Source organism: Aquibacillus koreensis, assembly GCF_025154055.1.
In the GTDB taxonomy this organism is placed as follows: domain Bacteria; phylum Bacillota; class Bacilli; order Bacillales; family Amphibacillaceae; genus Aquibacillus_C; species Aquibacillus_C koreensis.
The window spans coordinates 1-24,632 of sequence record NZ_JAOALK010000050.1; the positions used below are offsets into that span (position 1 = coordinate 1).

Below are 24,632 nucleotides of genomic sequence, written 5' to 3' on the forward strand. Positions count from 1 at the left end.
TAGGTTTAGACGTATCAAAGGACAAAATTGCAGTAGCGGTTGCGGATGAGGGACGAACTAAAGCGAGATATATAGGCATGATCAGTTATACTGTTGAGGCAATTAGACATTTAGTAAAAAAACTAGGAGGAGCTGATCAACTACGAGTGTGCTACGAAGCTGGGCCAACTGGATATGGACTATATCGACTCCTTAAGAGCATGGATATTGAATGTGAAGTAATTGCGCCATCTTTAATACCACGGAAACCTGGAGAAAAAATAAAGACCGATAAACGTGATGCTCTTAAACTTGCCACACTTTATCGTGCGGGAGAATTAACCCCCATCTATGTACCAACGGAAGATGATGAGGCACTCCGTGATTTAGTTAGAGCTCGTGAAGATGTTAAAGAAGACGAATTAAGAGCAAAACACAGACTAACAAAATTTCTACTAAGAAATGAAATCAAGCCACCTGAAGGCACCAGGAAGTGGACAGTGAAATATTGGGATTGGCTAAATAGCTTAAAATTTGATCGATCACCATCTCGAATTGCTTTCCAAGAATATTTACAACAGCTGAAAGAATTTCAGCAACGACTAAAAATACTAGAAAAAGAAATTGAGAACCAAGCCAAAGAAGGAGCCCATGCCCCAATGATTCAAACCCTTATGACGTTAAGAGGGGTAGCAGTGATCACGGCTACTAGTTTGGTTGCAGAGATAGGCTCTTTCGATCGATTTCTGACACCACAACATTTTATGTCATACACTGGACTGGTGCCTAGTGAAAATTCTAGTGGTTCAACACGAAAACTAGGAGAGATAACCAAGACAGGTAATAGACATGTTCGGAAACTTTTAATAGAGGCTGCGTGGAGCTATAGATACCAGCCTGCAGTCAAAGGAGAATTGAAAAAGCGACAAAAGGACCATCCTACAAATGTTTTAGGAATCTCATGGAAAGCTCAAAATCGCTTGCATACAAAGTACTTCCGCCTACTAGGGCGCGGAAAAGAAAGTGGAAAAGCTATAACAGCCGTAGCGAGAGAATTGGCAGGTTTTATTTGGGCAATTGCCAACGAATCTACTTATGGATCTAATAAAAGTTGATGTTCTTTTGACAATGGGCACATGGGCAAATAAGCAGGAAGAGAAATGATTAAAAGGAAATAAATATAGGGCTCGAAGGCAAAGGTAAAAACCGTAGAGGAGAACACACGACGGAGACTTGTGCTAGCCATAAGAATGACTCGGTGAACGCACGCCAGGAGTTCGTGATAGCTCCTCAGACGGAACGATAAAATGTGACAACCCACGGATATCAGTATGCTCATCGGAGTAGAGATTTTTGCCTTCGTGCCGTGTATTTATCTTCTTTATAAATTAAAGAAAGGGGATAAATATAGATTTATTATTCTTAGCTTTCACGAGGATCTCAATGCTTCAATTGGTAGTCAAGGAAAGCACTTGACAACCAATTGAAGCATTGAGGAAGTGTTGGCAAGCTAAGAAGAAGGAAATATTGTAGCAGTTACTGCTTCATAAATGAAAAAAGAGCCGTAAAAGACTCTTAATTTAAGGTTGCACAAAAACCCGATATTTTAATAAGTGTGAGTGGGGCTTGACAGTTTCGTTCATATCAGTCTCCGTGTATTTCCTCCACTAGCTTTATGAAGCGTATTAAAAATACACTTATTACAAGTGAATGCAACTATATGATCATTACTAGACTATATTTTGAGAAGCAGCATTAGCGGAACAAGTTAAATTGGCGACACTCCTGGAGCGACCGAGCATAGGTCGTAATATATAGCGGGTGGGATTCCCGTCGAGAAAGAACTAGCCATTCACTCGTAGCGAGTCTTGGAGGGCAGGTGGTAATACCTTGCCTTTAAGCGTAGACAGCTAGGTAATGGGCCGTAAGCCAAGTGGTTGAAGGGATTGAGCTTCGAAATTCGCCTTAATTAGGAAGGCCGATGTTCTCAGGAGCACAGAAGGCAATATTGCTATTCTCGTTAAAGGCAAGAGAATAATAACTTCCTCGGAGTCGATGACCTCGGCACGTTACACATTGATATATTACGGCAACTCGGGAGAGCCTTTAAGTCTCTAAAAAGTTAGAGTAATGACGAACAAGCGATAATAAAGTGAGGGTTGTCAAATGCTTAAAGGCAGTCGGATAGTCGCATAGTACCTATGAAATCGGGTAATGCCGACAGAGGAAAGGCGACTACCTGTCAACGCCCTTGAAAGGGAAACATTAACTACACACAGAGGTGGATAAGTAATGGAAACGAAACTAACAAGGATAACAGAATTAGCGAAAATGAATCCTGATACGGTCTTCACATCATTGGTACATCTATTGAATGAAGAAAATCTCAAGCAATGTCACCATGAACTTCCAAGTGGTAAAGCTACAGGAATTAAAGGTGTTACCAAAGAGAAGTATGGAATGAAATTAGACGACAACATTAAAGAGCTAGTGAAGCGTCTTAAGAAGAAGGCCTATCGACCTGTTCCGGTTAAAAGGACATATATTAATAAACCAGGAACGAAGAAGAAAAGACCGTTAGGTATTCCAGACCATGAGGATAAAATCGTTCAACGTGCTTTGGTGAAAATCTTGAACTCTATTTATGAGAATGATTTTCTTGACTGTTCATTTGGTTTCCGGCCAAATAGAAGTTGTCACGATGCATTAAAGATACTAAATGTGTACATTGAAAAGCGCAAAACCAACTACATTGTAGATGTCGACATTAAAGGCTTCTTTGATAATGTAGATCATGAATGGATGATGAAATTCCTTAAACATCGCATTAATGATCCCAATCTTCTAAGAATCATCGCCAGATTTCTAAAAGGTGGTCACATGGAGGAAGGTAAATACTTTGAAACGGACAAGGGAACACCCCAAGGGGGTGTCATTTCGCCGATACTAGCCAATGTCTATCTACACTATGTATTAGACTTATGGTTTGCGAAAGTGGTTAAAAAGCACTTAAAGGGTCAAGCCTACATGGTTCGTTATGCGGATGACTTTGTGTGTTGCTTTCAGTATAAAAGTGAAGCCGATGCTTTCTATTCCGCACTTATTCAGAGACTACAAAAGTTTAAACTAGAAGTCGCAGAGGATAAGACGAAAATCATCACCTTTGGCCGATTTGCGGAGGAAGATGGTAAGCGTAATGGGCGTGATAAACCCGATACATTTGATTTCTTGGGCTTCACTCACTACTGTGGTAAAAGTAAACATGGCAAGTTTCGAGTCAAGCGGAAAACAAGCCGAAAGAAAGTAAATGCCAAGCTAAAGCAACAGAAAGAGTGGCTTAAAGCTAATCGAACCATGGATATTAGAGACATTATGGACAGATTAAGGAGATCACTCAATGGCTACTACAATTATTACTGTATCACAGATAATTTAAGGGCAGTACAGACATTTCTAGATCGTGTTAGAAAGTTACTGTTTAAGTGGATGAATCGGAGAAGCCAAAGAAAATCATTCAGTTGGGATAAATTCAACCTATTCCTTAGAAAGTATCCTTTACCTCACCCTAGCACTAAAGTGAACATATATGATTTAAAGAAAGACTTAAGCTATATTCTGTGAATGTTGATAGGAAGAGCCGTGTGCAATAATACTGCACGCACGGTTCTGTGAGGAGTGAGGAGTGCATCCACAAAACTGTGTGGTACACTCCCGCTTACTCGACCAGGAACCGCACGGGCTGAAGATCCACTCAGAAGCGCTCTTTCTTCTGAGTTAGCTGAAGCCGTGCCTGCAAGAGGAATCTGAATTTAGAAAAATCCGGGTTCTGGGATTTTTCGTGATTCCTCCTCGGAAAGGGAGCCAATTTCACTTGTGTAGCGGGTATGTTAGTTACGTCGGAGTTTATATAAACTCCGTCACGTGCTACTTCTTTCACCTAACACCCTTTTCATTTAATAAAAAATAACCTAATAAAATAGGAACTTTTTCTGATGTGACAGATAGAAATTGTTCAATAAATGGATAGTCTTCTGTTGGCATCGTATGAAGTAAGTCGCCCCACCATTCGGTTTCATATCTACAGATCATACTAAGATTATAAAGAATTAAATAATGATGCATTACTTCATGACTACTGAGAAAGTACTGCCTTTTTCCAGGTAAGAAAAAGGCGGACTCTTCCATGTGAAAGAAAAATGGACCTTTGGAGTCAGGAGTTAAGGAACGACTTAGCTCGATTTCAAGCGAAGAATCCACTTTGTTCACATGTTCAACATCAGGTAGATGCTTCATCAGTTTTTCAAGCAAACTCTCCTCTGTTAGATGATAGTGATCTAATAATACAGTTGGAATGTGTACTTTTTTTTCATGTAAGTGACTTACTTTTATTAACGGATGTTTTCCTGTGTGAAAGTAAAATAACTCATTTAACTCTGGGATTGTAACTAGGAGCTTGTGCATATCAATTTTTTCATAAGGAATTCGATCCATGTGATATAAATGTTTTACGAAATAAGGGAAAAGCCCTTTATGTTGCACTTTAACTTCGTCTTGTAAAAATGCATAATCTTGTTTTTTTCTTTTTCTAGTGGATACCCCATGTGCTAACATAGCAGTGTTTTCTGGATAATTAGGTTTTCTAGTTAATAGACACGCCTTTAAAAGATGTACCATACCATAAAAATACAAAATCGGTTTTACGGTAATACCGGATGCTTTTCCTGCCTCATAAAATTGTAATCCATGTTCTAGATAGTAAAGAAACCGATCACTATTTTCATAGCTGTATTTATTAGCCTCTTTTATTTCATTTTTTTCATAACATTCTTCTAAGTATTTTTGAGCTGTTTGTGCTGATTTTAAATAGGTCAGGAATTGTAAAATGTCCTTTTGTATCATTTATTAATTCCTTTCTTTTAAAGATTTTAAATGGTAGCGATTTCATCCATAAAAAAGGTTGAAAAAGCCTTTGTGATATCGTATTGTAAATAACAATAGTTAAAAGAAATACTTTACAGATACTATGTCGAAGGTTAGGTACCTTTGATTTTTATTCATGTAACAAGGACGTTAGTAAAGTTTCTAATCACATTTCAAGTACTATCTCCTTTTCACTCTATGTTATATACCTTTTTAAGTATGAACTGCGTGATTCTTTAGGGTGAAAAAGGCGACGTTGCTTTACATTTATACATATGTTTATAGCTTAACCAAAGCATGACTTTACTATTAGAGGAGGATAAGAATGAGAGAGGATAAATTTGTTAAAGAAGGTTTAACGTTCGATGATGTATTATTAATACCAGCAAAATCAGAGGTATTACCTAGAGATGTTTCAGTAAAAACAGAATTGTCTTCAAGAATTAATTTGAACATTCCACTTATAAGCGCTGGAATGGATACTGTAACAGAAGCAGAGCTGGCTATTTCAATGGCTCGTCAAGGCGGAATTGGTGTTATTCATAAGAATATGTCGATTGAAGAGCAAGCAGAGCATGTTGATCGTGTAAAACGTTCAGAAAGCGGTGTAATTACCAATCCATTTTTCTTATTCCCGGACAATCAAGTATTTGATGCCGAACATTTAATGGGGAAATTTAGAATATCTGGTGTACCCATTGTAAATAATGCAGATGAGCAAGTGCTAGTAGGTATTTTAACGAATAGAGATTTACGCTTTATTGAAGATTATTCTATTAAAATCTCTGATGTCATGACGAGTGATAACTTAGTTACCGCACCAGTTGGTACAACATTAAGTGAGGCCGCTAAAATCCTACAAAAACATAAAATAGAGAAATTGCCTCTAGTTGATAAACACGGCGTACTTAAAGGATTAATTACAATTAAGGATATTGAAAAAGTAATTGAGTTTCCTAACTCAGCAAAAGATGCACAAGGACGTCTGCTAGCAGGTGCTGCGGTTGGTGTTACGGCTGATTCGATGACGCGTATTGATAAATTGGTAGACGCAGGAGTAGACGTGTTAGTTATTGATACTGCTCATGGGCATTCCCAGGGTGTAATCGAACAAGTAAGAAGAGTCCGAGATAAATATCCTAATATCGACATCATTGCAGGAAATGTGGCAACTGCAGAGGCAACACGTGAGTTAATCGAAGCGGGGGCAAATATAATTAAGGTCGGAATTGGACCAGGTTCTATTTGTACTACTCGAGTAGTAGCGGGTGTTGGAGTTCCACAAATAACAGCAGTGAATGATTGTGCGACAGAAGCTAGTAAACACGGAATTCCAGTGATTGCTGATGGTGGTATTAAATATTCTGGTGATATCGCAAAAGCATTAGCAGCCGGTGCCCATGCAGTAATGCTAGGTAGCCTATTTGCTGGGGTGACGGAGAGCCCAGGAGAAACAGAGATTTTCCAAGGTAGAAGATATAAAGTGTACCGTGGGATGGGTTCTGTTTCTGCAATGAAATCAGGATCAAAGGATCGTTATTTCCAAGAATCTGAAGAAGCGAAAAAATTAGTGCCTGAAGGAATTGAAGGAAGAGTAGCCTACAAGGGACCACTGGCTGATTCTGTACATCAATTAATCGGTGGACTGAGATCTGGTATGGGATATTGTGGAGCCAAAGATTTAGAAACGTTACGAAATGATGCCCAGTTTATCCGTATGACTGGTGCAGGATTAAGAGAAAGTCATCCACATGATGTTCAAATAACGAAGGAATCACCAAACTATTCATTATAATGCTGAGGTTTAGGGGCTGAATCTTCTGGTTCAGCCCCTTCTCTGTTACATATGGAGGGATCTTATGATTATTGCAGAAAAAATTCATCCTTCATGGCAAGCCTTTTTGACTCCAGATGTCGTTTCTCTATTAGAAAATATTGAGAAATCTATTGGTACTGACTTTAATCCTACTAATCGAGCTGCTATTTTAAAGTTTTTGTCGGTAGATTTAAATAAAGTAAAAGTGGTTTGGTTAGGACAGGACGTTTATCCAGCCAAAGGAGTTGCAACAGGTAGAGCATTTGAAGTTGGTGGACTGGAAAGTTGGAATCAAACATTTAAACAAGTATCCATTAAAAATATTGTCCGTTTGGTTCATAAAAACTACCTTGGTATCGAAAACTATAGTGACATCCGAAGTTTTCAGGATATAAAGAGTGCTATAGAAAGTAAAGAGTTTCCAATAAAACCACCTAATGAGTGGTTTCAATCATTAGAACAACAAGGTGTTCTCTTTTTAAATGTATCGTTCACATGTCGAGTAGGAAAAGCAAATAGCCATAAAAAGCTTTGGGAACCATTCTCTGATCAAGTGATTCAATATATATCAAAAAATCGTCCAAGCCTTCGTTGGTTTTTATGGGGAAATGAAGCGAAATCATATCGAAAAAAAATAAATAATGGCGTATATTATGAAAGTAGACATCCAATGATGTGTAGTGAGAAATACGAGGATGATTTTTTAAAGTCTCAGTGTTTTTTACATACATGGGACCTTATCAATTGGTTAGGATAATCTACTTGTAATAGATCAAGTAAAAAAATACCAAATTGCCCTACTAAAGGACGTTCCCCTTTCATAGAGGGTGTGATAGAATAGCGTAGATGCATACTTTTATTGGTGGAGGTAGAGAGAGTTGAGACATAAATTAAGAGCATCTTTTTTTGGTTTACTAGCGTTTCTTATTGTTGTATCGTCGGTTACAGTTAACCCATTATCATCAAAAGCAGCAGAAAGCTTTGATGTAGCAGCTGAATCTGCAATTTTGGTTGATGCAGAAACAGGCAAGATATTATTTGCCAAAAATGCGGATATAAAATTACCACCAGCAAGTATGACGAAAATGATGACTGAATATCTTGTGTTAGAAGCTATTAATGAAGGTCAAATTAGCTGGGATACGACAACATTAATTAGTGATCGTGCGTATAATGTATCAGCAAGTAGTATTTCATCTGGAATAGGTTTAATTCAAGATAAGCAGTACACGGTTCGTGAATTATATGAAGCAATGGCAATCATCTCTGATAATGCAACTACGATCGCATTGGCTGAATTGGTTGCGGGTTCAGAAGGCGAATTTGTAACGATGATGAATGCGAAAGCGGAAGAAATGGGTTTGACAGAATACCAATTTGTAAATGCAACAGGTCTTTCTAACAAAGACTACACGGATATAGGATTAGAAGCCCCTGAAGGAACAGACCCTAATGCTGATGATTTGCTATCAGCTAGATCATCTGCCCTACTAGCTTATCATTTATTAAATGACTATCCAGAAGTACTTGAATTTTCTAGTACATTATTATCTGAACTAGATGGACGTGAACTTCAAAACTTAAACTGGATGTTACCATGGGAAGATAATAATTTTGTGCAATATGGCGTGGAAGGCGTAGATGGCCTAAAAACGGGATGGACAACAGAAGCCGGATATTGTTTTACAGGAACTGCTGAAAGAGATGGGCGTCGTCTGATTACAGTAGTGATGAAAACAGAAAGTAAAGGTGCTAGATTTGTTGAAACAGGAAAGCTATTGGAATATGGCTTTGGGCAATTTGAAAAACAAGAATTATACCCAGCAGGATTTCAAATAGAAGATGAGTCTTCCATTGATGTGGCTAAAGGTAAAGAAGAGATGGTTGAAATAGAAACGAGTGCTCCAATCAGTGCTACGATAAAGAATGGAGATCAAGATAGCTACTCTGTTCACTATACATTTGATGAAAGTAAATTGAATGAAGATGGTGAGTTAACAGCTCCAATTGAAGAGGGCGAAAAAGTAGGAACAATGGAACTGGTCTACAATGGCGATATTGATTATGGTTATATTAATGGTGATGGTCTTGTTCAGTCTGTTGATCTTATTACAACTAGTGCTGTTGAAAAGCAAAACTGGTTTATGTTAACACTAAGCGGAATTGGTGATTTCTTTAGTAACATTTTCACATCTGTAGTGGATACTGTTAAAGGCTGGTTTAGTTAAGCTGATTGCATTGGAAATTCAAAATAAAGTTAATAAATACCTAACGAACCTCTTTGTGTGTTATTGTCCGCAAAGAGGTTTGGCATAGGCCATGATATCTGACTCATGTACTTGGCTTTTGTTGATCTTTGTTATACAATGTTGAATAATACTGAAAACAATAAATCGATTTAAAAATAGGAAAACTTCGGCATATTTTCGTGGTTTTTTCTAATCATAGTATTCATTGTTTAAAATGGGAGGATAATAAATATGTCTAATTTAGGAACAGATCGAGTAAAACGTGGAATGGCTGAAATGCAAAAAGGCGGCGTGATCATGGACGTTGTCAATGCAGAGCAAGCTAAAATTGCAGAAGAAGCTGGTGCAGTTGCTGTCATGGCATTAGAAAGAGTACCATCAGACATTCGTGCAGCTGGTGGAGTTGCTAGAATGGCGGATCTTACAATCGTTGAGGAAGTTATGAATGCTGTTTCTATCCCAGTAATGGCAAAAGCACGTATTGGACATATCGTTGAAGCACGTGTTTTAGAAGCTATGGGTGTAGATTACCTTGATGAGAGTGAAGTACTTACGCCAGCTGATGAAGTGTATCACTTACTTAAAAGTGACTACACAGTTCCATTTGTTTGTGGTTGTCGTAATATTGGCGAAGCTGCTCGCCGTATTGGTGAAGGTGCATCTATGCTTCGTACAAAAGGTGAACCAGGTACAGGTAACATCGTAGAAGCTGTTCGTCATATGCGTGAAGTTCAATCACAAATTCGTCAGTTAGTTCATATGTCTAAGGATGAAATCATGACGTTTGCCAAAGACCACGGTGCGCCATTTGAAGTACTTCTTGATATTAAAGAAAGAGGACGTCTTCCAGTCGTTAACTTTGCAGCTGGTGGTATTGCTACTCCTGCAGATGCAGCTTTAATGATGCAACTTGGTGCGGATGGTGTATTTGTAGGTTCAGGTATCTTTAAATCAGACAACCCTGAAAAATTTGCAAGAGCTATTGTAGAAGCAACAACACACTTTGAGGATTATGAACTGATCGCCAGAGTATCTAAAGGACTTGGTACAGCAATGAAGGGTCTTGAAATTGGTACAATCGCTCCTGAACAACGTATGCAAGATCGCGGATGGTAAGGTAAAAAGGAGAGAACGAAAATGACAATAATAGGTGTTTTAGGACTTCAAGGTGCAGTTAGAGAACATATTCGTTCTGTTGAAGCCTCAGGTGCTGAAGGTATCATTATCAAACGAAAAGAACAGTTAGATGAAATAGATGGATTGATTCTTCCTGGTGGAGAAAGCACAACCATGCGAAGGTTGATAGATAAATATGACTTTTTAGATGCTTTAAAACAATTTGGACAATCAGGCAAGCCTATATTTGGTACATGTGCAGGATTAATTTTACTTGCAAATGAAATTGTTGGGCAAGACCATGCACACTTAGAGTTAATGGATATGAAAGTGCAACGAAATGCCTTTGGTAGACAAAAGGAATCATTTGAAGCAAAACTAGAAGTTAAGGGTGTTGCGGATGATTTTGAAGCAGTGTTTATTCGTGCACCATATGTTGTTGAAGTTGGAACAGATGTAGAAGTTCTAGCAACATTTAACGATGCCATCGTTGCAGCAAAACAAGGTCATTATTTATGCAGTGCTTTCCATCCAGAGTTAACAGATGACCATCGTTTAACCGCATATTTTGTGGAAATGGTCAAAACGAGCAAGAAAGAACTTGCATCTTAACGTTTTTTTCGTTATCCTATATAACAATATAATAAGTAAAAGTGTTGATAGGAAATAGTAACAGTCTATCTTTCTAAAGAGAGCCGATGGTCGGTGTAAATCGGTGTAAGGTTGCTGTGAATCCATCCTGGAGCAAGTATGTTGAAGATAGTAGGCATACTCGGCGTTACGCCGTTATCATGTAAGTGAGCCGGAAGACTTGTCTTCAATCAGGGTGGTATCGCGGGAACAAAACTCTCGTCCCTAATACGTTTTTAAACGTTATTAGGGATGGGAGTTTTTTGTTTTTGTGGCTAATTCACAAGGTATGAAAATTTTACAGTAACTATCACACCCGCTCCACAAGTGAAATTGGCTCCCTTTCCGAGGAGGAATCACGAAAAATCCCAAAACCCGGATTTTTCTAAGTTCAGATTCCTCTTGCGGGCACGGCCTCAGCTAACTCAGGAGCAAAGTGCGCTCCTGAGTGGATCTTCGGCTCGCGCTGTTCCCGCAGGAGTGTCGCCAATTTCACTTGTTCCTCTAGCATCTGCATCACTATGGGTTTTAATGATAAATCACATGAAACTACTGTTATCTGCAACAAAAGAAACTAGATAATTTACATTATTGTAATGCTAGTGGAGGAAATACGCGTAGACTCCTGTGGGATCTGCGAGACAGGCGAGGCCCTGCAGGAGCGAAGCGACGAAGCGGCTCGGCGCTCGCCCCACGGAAAGCGGAGTGTATTTCCGGAACGGTAAAGCACCATTATCATTTTTAGTTACGACGGAGTTTATATCGAATGCTTAGTTAAAGTTAAGTGATAAAACAAAATGGTTAACAGATAAAAGGAGGAAATAAAAGATGTTAGACATGAAGTATTTAAGATCAAATTTTGATGAAGTAAAAGCAAAGTTACAACACAGAGGTGAAGATTTATCTGACTTAGATAAATTTGGCGATTTAGATGTAAGAAGAAGAGAGTTAATTGCAGAAACAGAAGAACTTAAAGCAAAACGTAATGATGTATCTAAACAAATCTCTGTATTGAAAAAAGAGAAGAAAGATGCCGATGACCTTATTTTAGAAATGCGACAAGTAGGAGACAAAGTAAAAGAAATTGATACAGAGTTAAAGGAAGTAGAGGAGCAGTTAGAAACATTATTACTTTCTATCCCTAACATTCCACATGAGAGCACACCAATTGGGGAATCTGAAGATGATAATGTGGAAGCAAGAAAATGGGGAGAAGTACCAACATTTGATTTCGAGTATAAAGCCCATTGGGATCTAGCAACAGAGCTAGGTATTTTAGACTTTGAGCGGGCCGCTAAAGTAACTGGAAGCCGTTTTGTATTCTATAAAGGATTAGGGGCAAGACTTGAGCGTGCGTTAATGAGCTTTATGATGGACCTTCATGCAGATGAGCATGGCTATGAAGAAATGCTTCCACCATACATGGTTAACCGTGCAAGCATGACTGGTACTGGTCAACTACCTAAGTTTGAAGAAGATGCATTTAAAATTCAGGATTGGGAATATTTCTTAGTACCAACCGCAGAGGTTCCTGTAACAAATTATTACCGTGATGATATTCTGAAGGCAGAACAACTGCCTCAGAAGTTTGTGGCCTTTAGTGCATCTTTCCGTTCTGAAGCAGGATCTGCTGGTAGGGATACACGTGGATTAATTAGACAACATCAATTTAATAAAGTAGAATTAGTTCAGTTTGTGAAGCCTGAAGATTCTTATCAAGTACTTGAAGAATTAACGGGACATGCGGAGAAAGTATTGCAGTTATTGGAGCTTCCTTACCGTGTGATGAGCATGTGTACAGGAGATCTTGGTTTTACAGCTGCTAAAAAATACGATATCGAGGTATGGATGCCAAGTAATGAAACATACCGTGAGATTTCTTCTTGTTCTAATTTTGAGGATTTCCAAGCACGTCGTGCAGGCATCCGCTTCCGTAGAGAAGAAAAAGGTAAACCAGAATTTGTGCATACGTTAAATGGGTCTGGTCTAGCTATTGGTAGAACAGTTAGTGCGATAATGGAAAATTACCAACAAGCGGATGGTTCTATTGTTATTCCTGAGGTATTACGTCCTTATATGGGTGGAAAAACGGTTATAAAATAGTCTGGTTTGGAGAGAACTAGTATGTACGATATGAAGTGATTTTTACACTTGCCTCTTCAAAAAAGAAGAGGCAAGAAAAAATCATAAATGATGTTGACAAGCCTTTCTGGAGATGTTATTATTAATTTTGTCGTCAGTCACGGAGGAATACCCAAGTCCGGCTGAAGGGATCGGTCTTGAAAACCGACAGGGGCTTCACGGCCCGCGGGGGTTCGAATCCCTCTTCCTCCGCCATTTCTTATGCGCAAACGTAAAATTGGAGATTATAAAACCGTTACATTCTATGTAACGGTTTTTTTGTACGTTAAGAAAGTATAAATTTTTAGTGTAGGAAGTGTATTCGACGTAGTAGCAAGTACATTCGCTAAAGGACGAGCGAATGTGCGTTTTCTAATATATTTTGTAAGCAGTTACTCTGTTAAAATGTGATAAGATAAGAAGGAAAACAGAAGTTACTGTCGAAAATTATGTAAGAGGTTCTTGTATGGAGGATTTATTATGAGTAAACGAAAAAAGAGTTTGACTTTATTAGTCATGTCAGATGCCAACAAACGTGTAATTCAACTAAAGATTCCTAAACTAACTGTAGTTTTCCTTCCTATACTATTTATTTCACTTACTACATTTCTTTACTTTTCACAAACATCGCTTAAACAGACCACGGATGAAAATAGACTTCTATCTCAGAAATTAGATGCCATGAATACACAACTGGTTGACGTAGAGAACCAAGTTGTAAACTATCAGAGTGAAGCAGAATCATTAGATAAAGAAGTAAACCGCTTAGCAGAACTGGAGGAAGAGCTTACCTCGATGATTACTTCTTTAGATCCTGATCAAATCAATGATACAAATGAAAGTGAGCCTTCTGGTGGTATCGAAATAATAGCAGATAAGCCTGTTCAACATGATGTCGTACATACATCAACAACACAAGCGCAAGATACCTTGCTTCATAAATATGATAAGTTAAATAGTACCGTCTCAGAACTAATCACTGCCTATCATTCCTCTATTCAAAACTATAACGCGAATAATGAAAAGTTGAAATTCACGCCAACTTACTGGCCTGCAGATACAGAAAGAATTACTTCAGAATTTGGTAATCGTCTGGATCCATTTACGAGAAACCAAGCAATACATACCGGAATTGATCTTGCTGGTCCGTACCGTACAGAAATTTATGCTGCGGGAGATGGACAAGTCACATTAGCTAACCGAGATGGTGGATATGGAAATTCTGTTAAGATAAAACATGGAACTGGTTTAGAAACGAGATATGGCCATATGGCAGAAATTGTTGTAGAGAAAGGAGATCAAGTCAAAAAAGGAGAGATAATCGGTTACATGGGTTCCACTGGTAGAAGTACTGGAGTTCACCTTCATTACGAAATAATAGAAAATGGAGAACCAATTGATCCTTTTCCTTATATGACTTTTATGGAAAGAGTGTTAAAAAATATAAAGGTAGAGTAGGTGAATGAAGATGAAAAGTAAAAATAAAAAATTGGATACGTTAGATACAATTATTGGAGCAACAACATCTTTAGGTGGAACGATCCATTCAGAAGGCAGTATGCGTATAGAAGGAAAAGTAAAAGGTGAAATTCAGTGCGCTGGTGACCTAACAGTTGGAGCAGGCGGCTTAGTAGAAGCGGATGTTCATGCCCGTAATATTATAATTGCTGGTACGATTGCTGGCGAGGTTATTGCAACAGGAAAAATCCACATAGAATCTAAAGGAAGATTAAAAGGAAATGTGAAAATGGAGTCCTTTGTGATTGATGAGGGTGGCATATTTGAAGGAAATAGTAATATGAAGCAAGAAGAAGTACAGGAAAAAAAGGAACAGAATAAAATAGAAACAGTTGCAAACTAAAAAGAAGGCGCATCTAGATCTTAAGGGGACAGGAGTAGATAAGCATGCAGAATAAAGTAGTATTTATCGGTGCGGGATCAATGGCCGAAGCATTGATAGCCGGAATAATAAGTACGGAATACTTAGATCCAGAGCAGGTAGTAGCGACAAATAAGACGAATCAGAACCGTTTAGATTATCTGAAAGATACATACAATATTTCCGTTACCCAAAATAAACAAGAAGCATTAAGTCAGGCTGATGTTGTCGTATTAGCCATGAAACCAAAGGATGTTGAACTTGCACTTAAGGACTTACAACCTTACTTAACACGAAATCATTTAATTCTATCTGTTTTAGCTGGAATCACAACGAATTTCATGGAAAAAGTAATTGGTTTTGAAATCCCTGTTATACGCTCGATGCCGAACACTTCTGCAATGGTTGGTAAATCAGCAACAGCTATTACAAAAGGGTCCTATGCAAGTGAGCAACATGTAGAAAAAGTACAGTCATTACTTAACACGATTGGTACGACAATAGTGGTTAAGGAAGAAGACATGCATGCTATTACTGCACTGGCTGGCAGTGGCCCTGCATTTTATTATTATATGGTTGAATCGATGGAGAAAGCAGCAGAAGAAGTGGGATTAGAGTCAGAGATAGCAAAACCCCTCATCATGCAAACAATTGCTGGGGTTGTAGAAATGTTACAATCATCAAGTGATTCACCATCTGAATTAAGAAGAAAAATAACTAGTCCTGGTGGGACAACACAAGCAGGTTTAGAAACCTTAGATAATTATCATTTTCAAGAAGCAATTATGGCTTGTATTAAAAATGCTGCGACACGTTCAGAAGAATTAGGTAAACAAAAATGATGGGGATATTCCCCATCATTTTTTATTTCGTTAATTGTCTTACTTCCCATTTTCGAGATTGTTGAATAAAGTGTCCAACTTTTTCCAACACTGTTTCTATGGAAGTATTATCATATACCAAATCGTAATCAGCGATATTAATACGCAAGATTGGGCAAGAGTTAAAGCTATTAATCCAATTCTCATAACGATGATGCATCTCTTCCCAATAGCTTAACGGAGTTTGTTGTTCCATTGGTCGACCACGTAGTTTAATACGATCCACAATATCTTCGAATGATCCCTCTAAATAAATCAATAAATCAGGATGTGGAAAGTAAGGAGTCATAACCATTGCATCAAAAAGACTACGATATGTTTCATAATCAACGCCCGTCATTGTCCCTTTTTCATAATGCATTTTTGCAAAAATACCAGTATCCTCATAAATGGAACGGTCTTGGATAAACCCGCCACCATATTCAAAGATTCTTTTTTGTTCCTTAAAGCGTTCCGCAAGAAAATAAATTTGAAGGTGAAAACTCCATCGCCCGAAATCATTATAAAACTTATCTAAGTATGGATTTGTATCCACCTTCTCTAAAGATGTTCTAAAGTTTAGCGCATCTGCCAAAGCATTCGTCATCGTAGATTTTCCAACGCCAACTGTACCTGCAATTGTAATGACACTATCGTGTGGAATATTGTATTTTTCTCTTAAGTTCATACTGTGACTTCCCCTTTTTGTAGATGGTCCTCTACTAATTGAATAATATAATCTAGGTCATCTTTATATTTCATGAAGTCTATGTGATCGCCATTGATTCGTAATACTGGAATATCTGGATTTTCTCTTTCAAATACATCCATAAACGTGTTATAGTCTTGTGATAATTGTTCCAAATAACTTGGTTGAATATTCTTCTCTACTTCACGTCCGCGCATCTGGATTCTAGTTAATAAAGTATCCAAGCTGGCGTCTAAGTAGATCATCATATTAGGTTTTGGCATATCACTAGTCAAAATATCATATATTTGTGCATATTTGTTAAATTGGCCTTCTTGCAATGTTCGTTTTGCAAATATCATATTTTTAGAGATATGATAGTCAGCAATCACAGCTCTTTCCTGCGATAAGAACTTTTTATCGATATCTTCTAGTTGCTTGAATCTATTACATAAAAAAAACATTTCAGTTTGGAAGCTCCACTCTTCAATATCATCATAAAATTTACCGAGAAAAGGATTTTCCTCTACAATTTCTTTTAATAAATGAAGATTAAAATGAGCTGCCAGTTTATTTGATAGCGATGTTTTTCCAACACCGATTGGGCCCTCTACAGCAATAAAAGGTAATTGACTCATTTCTTCCCCTCCAATCCATAAGTCAAAGTTCAACATAAACCGATCATTTTCGGATAGACAATCTTTATTTTATCACACCCTATGATCAATGGGACAGATAATTTTAATTTCCAAATAACAACTTTTTTTCATGGTTGAAGAAGGAAGCGTTTGAGAAATAGTAAGCAGAAATTCTTCTGCATAGGTAGCGTTATTTAATTTAAATTCAATTTAATGTCTTGTATAATAATAAAACGTTAACGATACAAAAGAACACGGCTCCATAGCTCAGGGGATAGAGCGTTGGTTTCCTAAACCATGCGTCGCAGGTTCGAATCCTGCTGGGGCCATAGGAATGGAAAGAGAGAGTATGGGAAAAAAAACCATACTCTCTCTTTTATCTAATTAGAAAATAAGTAACTGGCGAGGCTAGTGCTAATGGTATAAGCATCATCACTGCAATGCCACCTAACTTATTCTCTTGTTGAAAACAAATCCTTCCAAAAGCGAAGCAATAAAAAGCAACATATAGTGAAAAAGCAATAAAAAGTAACAACTGCATGTTAATCCCTCACTTCGGATAGGTTTGTATCATTTAGCATTTTACCAAAGGCTAATCGCTTTAGATTAAAGCTTACTGTAATATCAGCATTTGGATAGATTTTTTTATTCCAGTCAGCTTCTTCATATGCAGGTACGTCGATAAACTGATCTCGTATAAAAAGTGACCAGTAGAAAGGATCAGACCCATATTCCTCCTGTGTCTTCTTAATCAGTTTGTTAGCCTTACTTTCAAGGTCCGTTATTATCGCTTTTCTTAACAGTTCTTGATGTGCACTGTTTTGTGAATAATTAACAAGACTTGGGATAGCCAATACCTCAATTTGAAAGGACACTGTGACATCTATTTTAGTTGGTTTGTTTTTATTATATTGAATCTCAACTTCTGCCGGTGTTTTTTGAATGTAATCCGCTGCGACTCGATATTCTGGACGAATTGGATCCGGATAGGTGGAAAGAAGTTCATCCATATCTAATGTGTAATCTAACACATGTGCAATACGTGTATCTTGACCATCCAAAGTATCAATCATTTTTCCTTCCTTAAATACAGCTGATCCCATGAATTGTGTGTCGCTTCCTCCCTCTTGGGGAATTTCTCCTGCAACATATTGATCTTCATAGCCTTCTCCCTTTTTTTCTTCGTGTTCATTTGTAGCATAGATTGCTAAGAATAGATCAGCGTCACCTTCCGTTATTTGAAAGAATCGATGGACACTAGCATCAGGAATAATTCCTGTCTGTGTAGCACGTGTAATCATATATTGAAAATACTTATGTGTGCGAGTCTCCATCTTAGGCTTTATATTATTTAGAAATTCCGCTGCAGATTCTTTCGAAACAACAATCTGGGTAGCTCTACGTATTTGTGTTGTTCGGGATGCTGCTTGTATAATTTGAAGGAAATCGCCAGAACGAGCTAATTCCTCTGAGATAACAATGACCTTTGTATGGTCCAATGTCATTCGTTTAGATACAAATGAATTTACTGTATTCATTGCGGTTAATATGTCACTACCATTTGTAGTAACCGTTTCGTTTGGTTCTTCATCTGAACCGCCACCAGATGTAGTTCCAACCTCAGGATTCGTAATTTGAAACGTAAACTCATACGTTCCTTCTTTATCAGTTTGATCTACACCTATAGCGACATTATAGGATTGTTGCTCTAATTCGACCTTATCATAGCAACCAGTAAGGAACATAAGTAGTAAAGATATACATATCATTCTTTTCATGTTTTTTTTAACTCCCCTTTACATAGTGCTACAATCCATAGGATGAAAGGAAATAGCACAAACAAAGGAGTGGATATATCTAACAATAGATCTCTAATGATCAATTCATTTACAATAGCATTTTCAGGGATGACACCTATCATTAATGCTAAGAAAGCAAATGGAAAAAGTAGAGGTTCAAATTCATTAATATTAAATACAGCACCAAAGATCCATGTGATTAGATATAGCAGGATGATAAAGCGCATAAACCCAGCAAATAGCCAAAAGACCATAAAAAAAGTTTCAATGTTAGTGAAGTAATCGCCAAAATTAATATATTGTGTGATCTCATGGAATGGGAAAGCAATTTTGTCAATAGAGTTGTAATCAAAGATTACAGTGTACAAAAGAAAAAAAAGGATAATCTCAAAAATGACAAATAAACCTCCAAAATAACTCCCTCTTCTAAAGAACTTTGTATCTTTAAATGCAGTATAAGCTATGGTAAGTAAAAAGAATTCAAGAAATATCGATGAGTTTTTTACACCTTCCATAACGATCACTTGCACTCCTGAACCAAAGATTGGGAAGATACGATTCCAAACAGCTTCTTTAAATATTAATGCCGCTAACAAAAAAACAGCAAATTTAATTAATGGTAATCCAATCCATGATGTAAAACCAATCACTTCAAATCCCCGTTTAGCACAAAAAAATATCACGGCCATAAAGACAATAGAGATAATAAGTGTTGGTGATTGTGGATAGTAAAGTAGTTTGATTTGTTCTACATAGTTTCTACTATCAAAAATGAGTGTAGCATATGCAAGTATAAATAGAAGAAACCCTAAGGATTTCCCGAAAAATCTCCCAAGTACTTTTTCTAATAGCTCAACTAAATTCTTATCTTTATATCTCTTTAGTAAATAGATAAGCAAAAGAAAGGATGGAAAAATAATTAGAAATGAGATAATTGGAATCATCCAAAAAGCATTCTGCCCTTTTTGGGCTAAAAGAGCAGGCGTTGTATCTGCAAACTTAATCCCAACTAATAAGGTAACTAATGCAAACATCTCTCTTGTAGTTAAGGTCTTATAATCTTTCATGGTACCCCACCTATTTTGAAGTTGAATCCCTTTTTTTTCTTAAATCCTTTGGTAAAAGATTTCCCGGCCTCCATATTTCATTTTTAATAGCTTTACGAAAGACCGTATCCCCTGGTGATTTGAAATAAGGTGCAAGTGGAGAGAAAAATGGTACCCCAAAGGATTTTAAGGATGCAGCATACATAAACCAAACTAAGAAGGCTCCTGCCAAACCAAACATACCATAGGTTCCTGCAGCAGCTATAAATATAAATCGCGTTATTCGAACGGTAAAATTTATACTTACATCTGCTATCGCAAAAGAAGTAAGTCCTGACACTGCAGCAACGATGACAATGATTGGGCTTATAATATTCGCTTCAACAGCCGCTTGTCCTAAAATTAATGCACCTACGATCCCAATAGTTGGTCCTAATGGGTTTGGAATACGAATACCAGCTTCACGAATTAATTCAAAGGCAACTTCCATAATGAGCACCTCGAAAATTAACGGAAACGGAACTCTTTCTCTTGAAGCAGTGATTGCAAGCAGTAAATCTGGAGGTAACATCTCACTATGAAAATTAGTAATACCTACATATGTTGCAGATATCATTGTTGTTAAATAGAAAGCAAACAAGCGGATTGCTCTGGTGAAGTTACCATATAGAAAGCGCAAATAACGGTCTTCTTGCGCATGAAAAAATGACCAAAAGGTAACAGGAACTACTAAACAAGCTGCTGAATTATCCATTAGAATAATAATGTATCCATCTTCTAGATAAGAAGCCGCTTTATCTGGACGTTCTGTATAATGAATACTTGGAAAAATTGAATATGGTCGTTCTTCAATATACTGTTCTAGTAGTTCTACATTCCGAACACTATCGGTATTAATCTCATCTAAACGCTTTTTTAAATTATTTAATATATCGTCATTAACAAGATCACTTACATATAAAAAATTCACTTCAGACTTGGAACGTTTTCCTACCTGCTTAGATTCTGTAATGAGTTGTTTATCATGTACTCTTTTTCTCACAAGCGAGATATTAACATTCAACGATTCTGTAAACGCTTCTTGCGGCCCTTTAATTGCACTTTCATTCTCCGCTTTTCCAATACTTCTAAACTGAAATTGAGCAACATCAATCGAAAAGGCAATAGCTGTACCTTCTTGAAATAAAATAGCTTTCCCACTATTAATGTGTTCAATGACTTCATCAAAGTCTTTTATTTCTGTTAGACTTTCGACTGTAACGACATTCTTTAGTTCATTTCCTTCTGCTTCTAATAAAGGACGTATGATTGCTTCATAAATCTTGTCTCCGTTTACAATAGAACTATAGTAAAACAAACTCATCTCTTTTTGATTGTATTTGGCAATTAGATCTCTATAAGAAAAATCTTTGTTTGTCCCGTATGAAAAGAGTTGTTTGATGTGTTCAGTATTGTGTTTGAGGCTCGATCGAATGGGATCGTTATTTTTTTGTGGTTTTGATTGTGTATTAGCTTTTTTAGCTTTTTTGAAAAAATGAAACACATCCATACTCCTTTCATCATGTTCATTTACGGGTAGTGTTTGTCAGATCAAGAAAAATTATGAATGTATGTTTTTACATCGAAGAGTAGATTGTAAATTAGAGAAAGGTATGTAGGTTTCAACTATCGTATTTATTACCAGTGACATAAAAAAAAGACCTGTGAATTTTTAATTCACAGGTCTTGATTAATAATCAATCACATCTATGCTTCTAACATAGCCTCTAATTCAATATTGATTTTGATTTCATCACCAATTAGTACGCCGCCAGTTTCAAGAGCAGCATTATACGTAATACCATAATCACTACGCTTTACTTTTCCTTCTGCACTAAAACCAAATACTTGATTTCCCCAAGGATCTTTTCCAGAACCTTCAAAGTTAACAGTAAATGTTTCAGTGTTGGATTTTCCGGCAATAGATAAATCACCAGTAACTTCGTAAACATCTTCGCTTACTTTTGTTACATTATTTGATTTAAAAATCATTTGTGGGTGATTTTCAATATCGAAGAAATCAGCTGAACGAAGATGATCATCACGCTGTTTATTGCGTGTATCAATGCTTTCTACACCAATTTTGAATTCTATTTCTGCAGTTGTTAAGTCTGCTGGGTCTGCAACTAGGTTCACATCAAATTCGTGAAATGCACCTTTTACCTTCGATACCATCATGTGTTTTACAGAGAAATCTACACTTGTGTGTGTTGGATCTACCTTAAATGTTTGTTTAGTCATGAAAAACCCTCCATTAATTTTTGTTATTTATTATTATTTAGTTACTTTATGTAAGTAAGTATAAAGAAGTAATTATAATACGTCAACCACTTTATCTCGAAACTAGGATATATTTTTAATGATTTTTTCCTTGTGAGCCAAAATACTCTTTTATACATCTTCAATCATTTAATAATCTGTCATAATATAGAACAGATAATTTTTAAAACTGTATTAGAATAAATTGGGAGTTATTTCTTTAATTTTCAAACTAAATAGTCTAAAATATTGAATAAACGGATTATTTTAAATAATTTATTAAATACTTCAAGCGTTTACTTCATAGGATGAAAGAAAGATGTACGATAATGTGCAAGCGTTTACAAAAAATCTTTAATGAGGTGATTAGATGGATATGCAGCCAATTCCAGCTAGAGAGGGCAATCACAACCTACAAGATTATCAGCAGAAACGTAAAAACTTTCATTGGGAAGAAGTAAAGGAGAATTTCAGTTGGTCTAAGACAGGGAAAGTAAATGCAGCTTATGAAGCAATTGACCGTCATGCAGAAGATCCTGCAAAGAAGGATAAAGTTGCATTGATATACTCCGCACCAGATCGAGAAGAGAAATTAACGTTTAATCAACTAAAGAACCAAAGTAATCAGTTTGCGAATGTGTTGAATAAAGAAGGCGTACAAAAAGGCGATCGTGTTTTCTTGTTTATGCCTAGAAGTCCAGAGTTTTATGCATGCTTTTTCGGTATTTTAAAAGTAGGCGCAATAGCGGGGCCTCTGTTTGAAGCATTTATGGAACAGGCAGTCAGAGACAGATTAGAAGATAGTGAAGCTTCTATGCTAATCACTACTCCAGAATTGTTAGAAAGAGTTCCGCATAATGAATTACCTAACTTAGAAAAAATCGTTTTAGTCGGAGATTTTACAGAAGCATCTAATAAATATGTTGATTATTTCAAAGAGATGGATCAGGCATCCGAAGCTTTTGATATCGAATGGGTTGATTTAGAAGACGGTATGCTACTGCATTACACATCTGGTTCCACTGGAAAACCAAAAGGGGTTTATCACGTGCATAATGCCATGATTCAACATTATGCTACTGGTGACTGGGTTATTGACTTAAAAGAAGATGATATTTACTGGTGTACTGCCGATCCTGGTTGGGTAACAGGAACAAGTTATGGTATTTTTGCGCCGTGGCTACATGGGGTAACAAATGTTATTCGCGGTGGTCGTTTTACACCTGATTCTTGGTATGAAACATTAGATAAACAAAACGTGACGGTATGGTATTCTGCACCAACTGCTTTCCGTAAGTTAGTAAGTGCAGGTGCGGATGTCGTTCATAAATATGACTTATCATCCCTAAGACATGTGATGAGTGTTGGGGAACCACTTAACCCAGAAGTTATCACATGGGGTGTGGATGCGTTTAAACTTCGTATTCACGATACATGGTGGATGACAGAGACGGGCGCTATGTTAATTGTTAACTATCCATGCATGGATATTCGCCCTGGCTCAATGGGGAAACCGATCCCTGGTGTAGAAGCAGCTATTGTAGATAATGAAGGGAATGAACTTCCTCCAAACCAGATGGGTAACTTGGCAATCAAAAAGGGATGGCCATCGATGATGAGAGCCATTTGGAAGAACCCAGGTAAATATGAGAGTTACTTTATCAATGGATGGTACGTATCAGGTGACAGTGCTTATATGGATGAAGATGGGTACTTCTGGTTCCAAGGCCGTTTAGATGATGTTATTAATACATCTGGTGAACGTGTTGGTCCGTTTGAGGTAGAGAGCAAATTGATTGAACATCCAGCTGTCGCAGAAGCGGGTGTTATTGGGAAACCAGATCCTGAGCGCGGGGAAATTATTAAAGCATTTATCACCTTAAATGAAGGATATAAAGCTTCGGATGAATTAGTAGAAGACATTCGCCAGTTTGTGAAAACAGGCTTAAGTGCGCATGCTGCTCCACGTGAGATTGAGGTAAAAGAAACGATTCCAAAAACACGTAGTGGTAAGATCATGAGACGTTTACTTAAATCATGGGAGTTAGGATTGCCTACTGGTGATACCTCCACGTTAGAAGAGTAATATATAGAAAGAATCGATCTCTCTTTGTAGGGATCGATTCTTTTTTTCAATTATGCATGTTATAGCGCAGTTGATACAAACTCCGTTGTAACTAACCCACCCGCTCCTCGAGTGAAATTGGCTCCCTTTCCGCGGAGGAATCACGAAAAATCCCAAGACCCGGCTTTTTCTAAGTACAGATTCCTCTTGCGGGCACGGCCTCAGCTAACTCAGAAGAAAGTTCGCTTCTGAGTGGATCTTCGGCTCGCGCTGTTCCCGCAGGAGTGTCGCCAATTTCACTCGCTCCGCTAGTAACTGATTTTAGTAAAGACAAACTTAGTATAAGTAAATTAACTCCGCAAATAATGACTAGTTTACTTCTGACTTTAATAGAGCCAAACATAGCGGAGGAAAAATACGAGACTCCTGTGGGAAAGGAACAGTCTGAAGACCCCGCAGTGAGCGTTCTTTGCGAATGAGGAGGCTGAAGCGTTCCCCACAAAAGGAATCTGAACTTAGAAAAAGCCA

Annotated in this window: 20 protein-coding genes, 2 tRNA genes and 1 other annotated feature; of the genes, 14 read left to right on the forward strand and 8 right to left on the reverse strand. The window is 37.4% G+C overall.

The genetic code is table 11. The annotated features are described in order from the left end of the window. Nucleotides 1–1,094 (forward strand): IS110 family RNA-guided transposase (locus NYQ66_RS14515; protein ID WP_259870444.1); only part of this gene is annotated, 1,094 nt, incomplete at its 5' end. Nucleotides 1,095–2,271: 1,177 nt separating this feature from the next. Beyond that, entirely contained in the window at nt 2,272–3,600 is a 1,329-nt protein-coding gene (ltrA, locus tag NYQ66_RS14520) for a group II intron reverse transcriptase/maturase (protein ID WP_259870446.1), read from the forward strand. 312 nt (nt 3,601–3,912) lie between these two features. Here the strand turns inward: ltrA and NYQ66_RS14525 are convergent, their stop codons facing one another. Continuing rightward, on the reverse strand, nt 3,913–4,878 hold the full coding sequence (locus NYQ66_RS14525; protein WP_259870447.1) for a YaaC family protein: 966 nt from the start codon (nt 4,876–4,878) through the stop codon (nt 3,913–3,915). Between the two features lie 346 nt (nt 4,879–5,224). On the opposite strand from NYQ66_RS14525, the gene guaB reads away from it, so the two are divergent. The 10 genes from guaB (at nt 5,225) to proC (ending at nt 15,552) form a co-directional block, all read left to right on the forward strand. Further along, nucleotides 5,225–6,694 carry an IMP dehydrogenase gene (gene guaB / locus NYQ66_RS14530; RefSeq protein WP_259870448.1) on the forward strand — a complete coding sequence of 490 codons (1,470 nt, stop codon included), beginning with the start codon at nt 5,225–5,227 and terminating at the stop codon, nt 6,692–6,694. Between the two features lie 64 nt (nt 6,695–6,758). Next, on the forward strand, nt 6,759–7,472 hold the full coding sequence (locus NYQ66_RS14535) for a uracil-DNA glycosylase (RefSeq protein WP_259870449.1): 714 nt from the start codon (nt 6,759–6,761) through the stop codon (nt 7,470–7,472). 121 nt (nt 7,473–7,593) lie between these two features. After that, nucleotides 7,594–8,943, forward strand: a complete 1,350-nt coding sequence (locus NYQ66_RS14540) for a D-alanyl-D-alanine carboxypeptidase family protein (RefSeq protein WP_259870450.1) — start codon at nt 7,594–7,596, stop codon at nt 8,941–8,943. Nucleotides 8,944–9,195: 252 nt separating this feature from the next. Next, nucleotides 9,196–10,080, forward strand: a complete 885-nt coding sequence (gene pdxS / locus NYQ66_RS14545) for a pyridoxal 5'-phosphate synthase lyase subunit PdxS (RefSeq protein WP_259870451.1) — start codon at nt 9,196–9,198, stop codon at nt 10,078–10,080. A 21-nt stretch (nt 10,081–10,101) separates the two neighbouring features. Further along, the gene (gene pdxT / locus NYQ66_RS14550; protein ID WP_259870452.1) at nt 10,102–10,692 is read left to right on the forward strand and encodes a pyridoxal 5'-phosphate synthase glutaminase subunit PdxT; all 591 of its coding nucleotides are present in this window, start codon (nt 10,102–10,104) and stop codon (nt 10,690–10,692) included. Between the two features lie 35 nt (nt 10,693–10,727). Next, nucleotides 10,728–10,940: a binding site (T-box leader), on the forward strand. Nucleotides 10,941–11,538: 598 nt separating this feature from the next. Further along, the gene (gene serS / locus NYQ66_RS14555) at nt 11,539–12,813 is read left to right on the forward strand and encodes a serine--tRNA ligase (RefSeq protein ID WP_259870453.1); all 1,275 of its coding nucleotides are present in this window, start codon (nt 11,539–11,541) and stop codon (nt 12,811–12,813) included. A gap of 141 nt (nt 12,814–12,954) precedes the next feature. Then, nucleotides 12,955–13,047, forward strand: a tRNA-Ser gene (locus tag NYQ66_RS14560). Nucleotides 13,048–13,311: 264 nt separating this feature from the next. Then, nucleotides 13,312–14,289 carry a M23 family metallopeptidase gene (locus NYQ66_RS14565; protein WP_259870454.1) on the forward strand — a complete coding sequence of 326 codons (978 nt, stop codon included), beginning with the start codon at nt 13,312–13,314 and terminating at the stop codon, nt 14,287–14,289. A 10-nt stretch (nt 14,290–14,299) separates the two neighbouring features. Next, a complete protein-coding gene (locus tag NYQ66_RS14570) occupies nt 14,300–14,692 on the forward strand; it encodes a bactofilin family protein (protein WP_259870455.1) in 393 nt (130 codons plus the stop codon). Between the two features lie 44 nt (nt 14,693–14,736). After that, on the forward strand, nt 14,737–15,552 hold the full coding sequence (proC, locus tag NYQ66_RS14575) for a pyrroline-5-carboxylate reductase (protein WP_259870456.1): 816 nt from the start codon (nt 14,737–14,739) through the stop codon (nt 15,550–15,552). 22 nt (nt 15,553–15,574) lie between these two features. Here proC and NYQ66_RS14580 read toward each other — a convergent pair whose 3' ends face one another. Both NYQ66_RS14580 and NYQ66_RS14585 read right to left on the reverse strand, forming a co-directional pair. Next, nucleotides 15,575–16,258 carry a deoxynucleoside kinase gene (locus NYQ66_RS14580; RefSeq protein WP_259870458.1) on the reverse strand — a complete coding sequence of 228 codons (684 nt, stop codon included), beginning with the start codon at nt 16,256–16,258 and terminating at the stop codon, nt 15,575–15,577. Next, a complete protein-coding gene (locus NYQ66_RS14585) occupies nt 16,255–16,896 on the reverse strand; it encodes a deoxynucleoside kinase (RefSeq protein WP_259870460.1) in 642 nt (213 codons plus the stop codon). The genes NYQ66_RS14580 and NYQ66_RS14585 overlap by 4 nt, the downstream gene beginning before the upstream one ends. 256 nt (nt 16,897–17,152) lie before the next feature. Here NYQ66_RS14585 and NYQ66_RS14590 point away from each other — a divergent pair. Then, nucleotides 17,153–17,225, forward strand: a tRNA-Arg gene (locus tag NYQ66_RS14590). Between the two features lie 47 nt (nt 17,226–17,272). Here NYQ66_RS14590 and NYQ66_RS14595 read toward each other — a convergent pair. The 5 genes from NYQ66_RS14595 to NYQ66_RS14615 form a co-directional block, all read right to left on the reverse strand. Then, complete coding sequence (locus tag NYQ66_RS14595) at nt 17,273–17,437, reverse strand: hypothetical protein (RefSeq protein WP_259870461.1); 165 nt, start codon at nt 17,435–17,437, stop codon at nt 17,273–17,275. A 1-nt stretch (nt 17,438) separates the two neighbouring features. Further along, nucleotides 17,439–18,674: a Ger(x)C family spore germination protein gene (locus tag NYQ66_RS14600; protein ID WP_259870462.1), complete on the reverse strand. Its 1,236-nt coding sequence runs from the start codon at nt 18,672–18,674 to the stop codon at nt 17,439–17,441. Continuing rightward, nucleotides 18,671–19,762, reverse strand: a complete 1,092-nt coding sequence (locus NYQ66_RS14605; RefSeq protein WP_259870463.1) for a GerAB/ArcD/ProY family transporter — start codon at nt 19,760–19,762, stop codon at nt 18,671–18,673. Before NYQ66_RS14605 ends, NYQ66_RS14600 begins: the two co-directional genes overlap by 4 nt. Before the next feature lie 10 nt (nt 19,763–19,772). Then, nucleotides 19,773–21,284 (reverse strand): spore germination protein, encoded by a 1,512-nt coding sequence (locus NYQ66_RS14610; protein ID WP_259870464.1) that lies wholly within the window; start codon nt 21,282–21,284, stop codon nt 19,773–19,775. A gap of 203 nt (nt 21,285–21,487) precedes the next feature. Then, a complete protein-coding gene (locus NYQ66_RS14615; RefSeq protein WP_259870465.1) occupies nt 21,488–22,021 on the reverse strand; it encodes a YceI family protein in 534 nt (177 codons plus the stop codon). Between the two features lie 388 nt (nt 22,022–22,409). Between NYQ66_RS14615 and acsA the strand changes: the two genes are divergently transcribed. Then, on the forward strand, nt 22,410–24,125 hold the full coding sequence (acsA, locus tag NYQ66_RS14620; RefSeq protein ID WP_259870466.1) for an acetate--CoA ligase: 1,716 nt from the start codon (nt 22,410–22,412) through the stop codon (nt 24,123–24,125). The last annotated feature ends 507 nt before the right edge of the window (nt 24,126–24,632 follow it).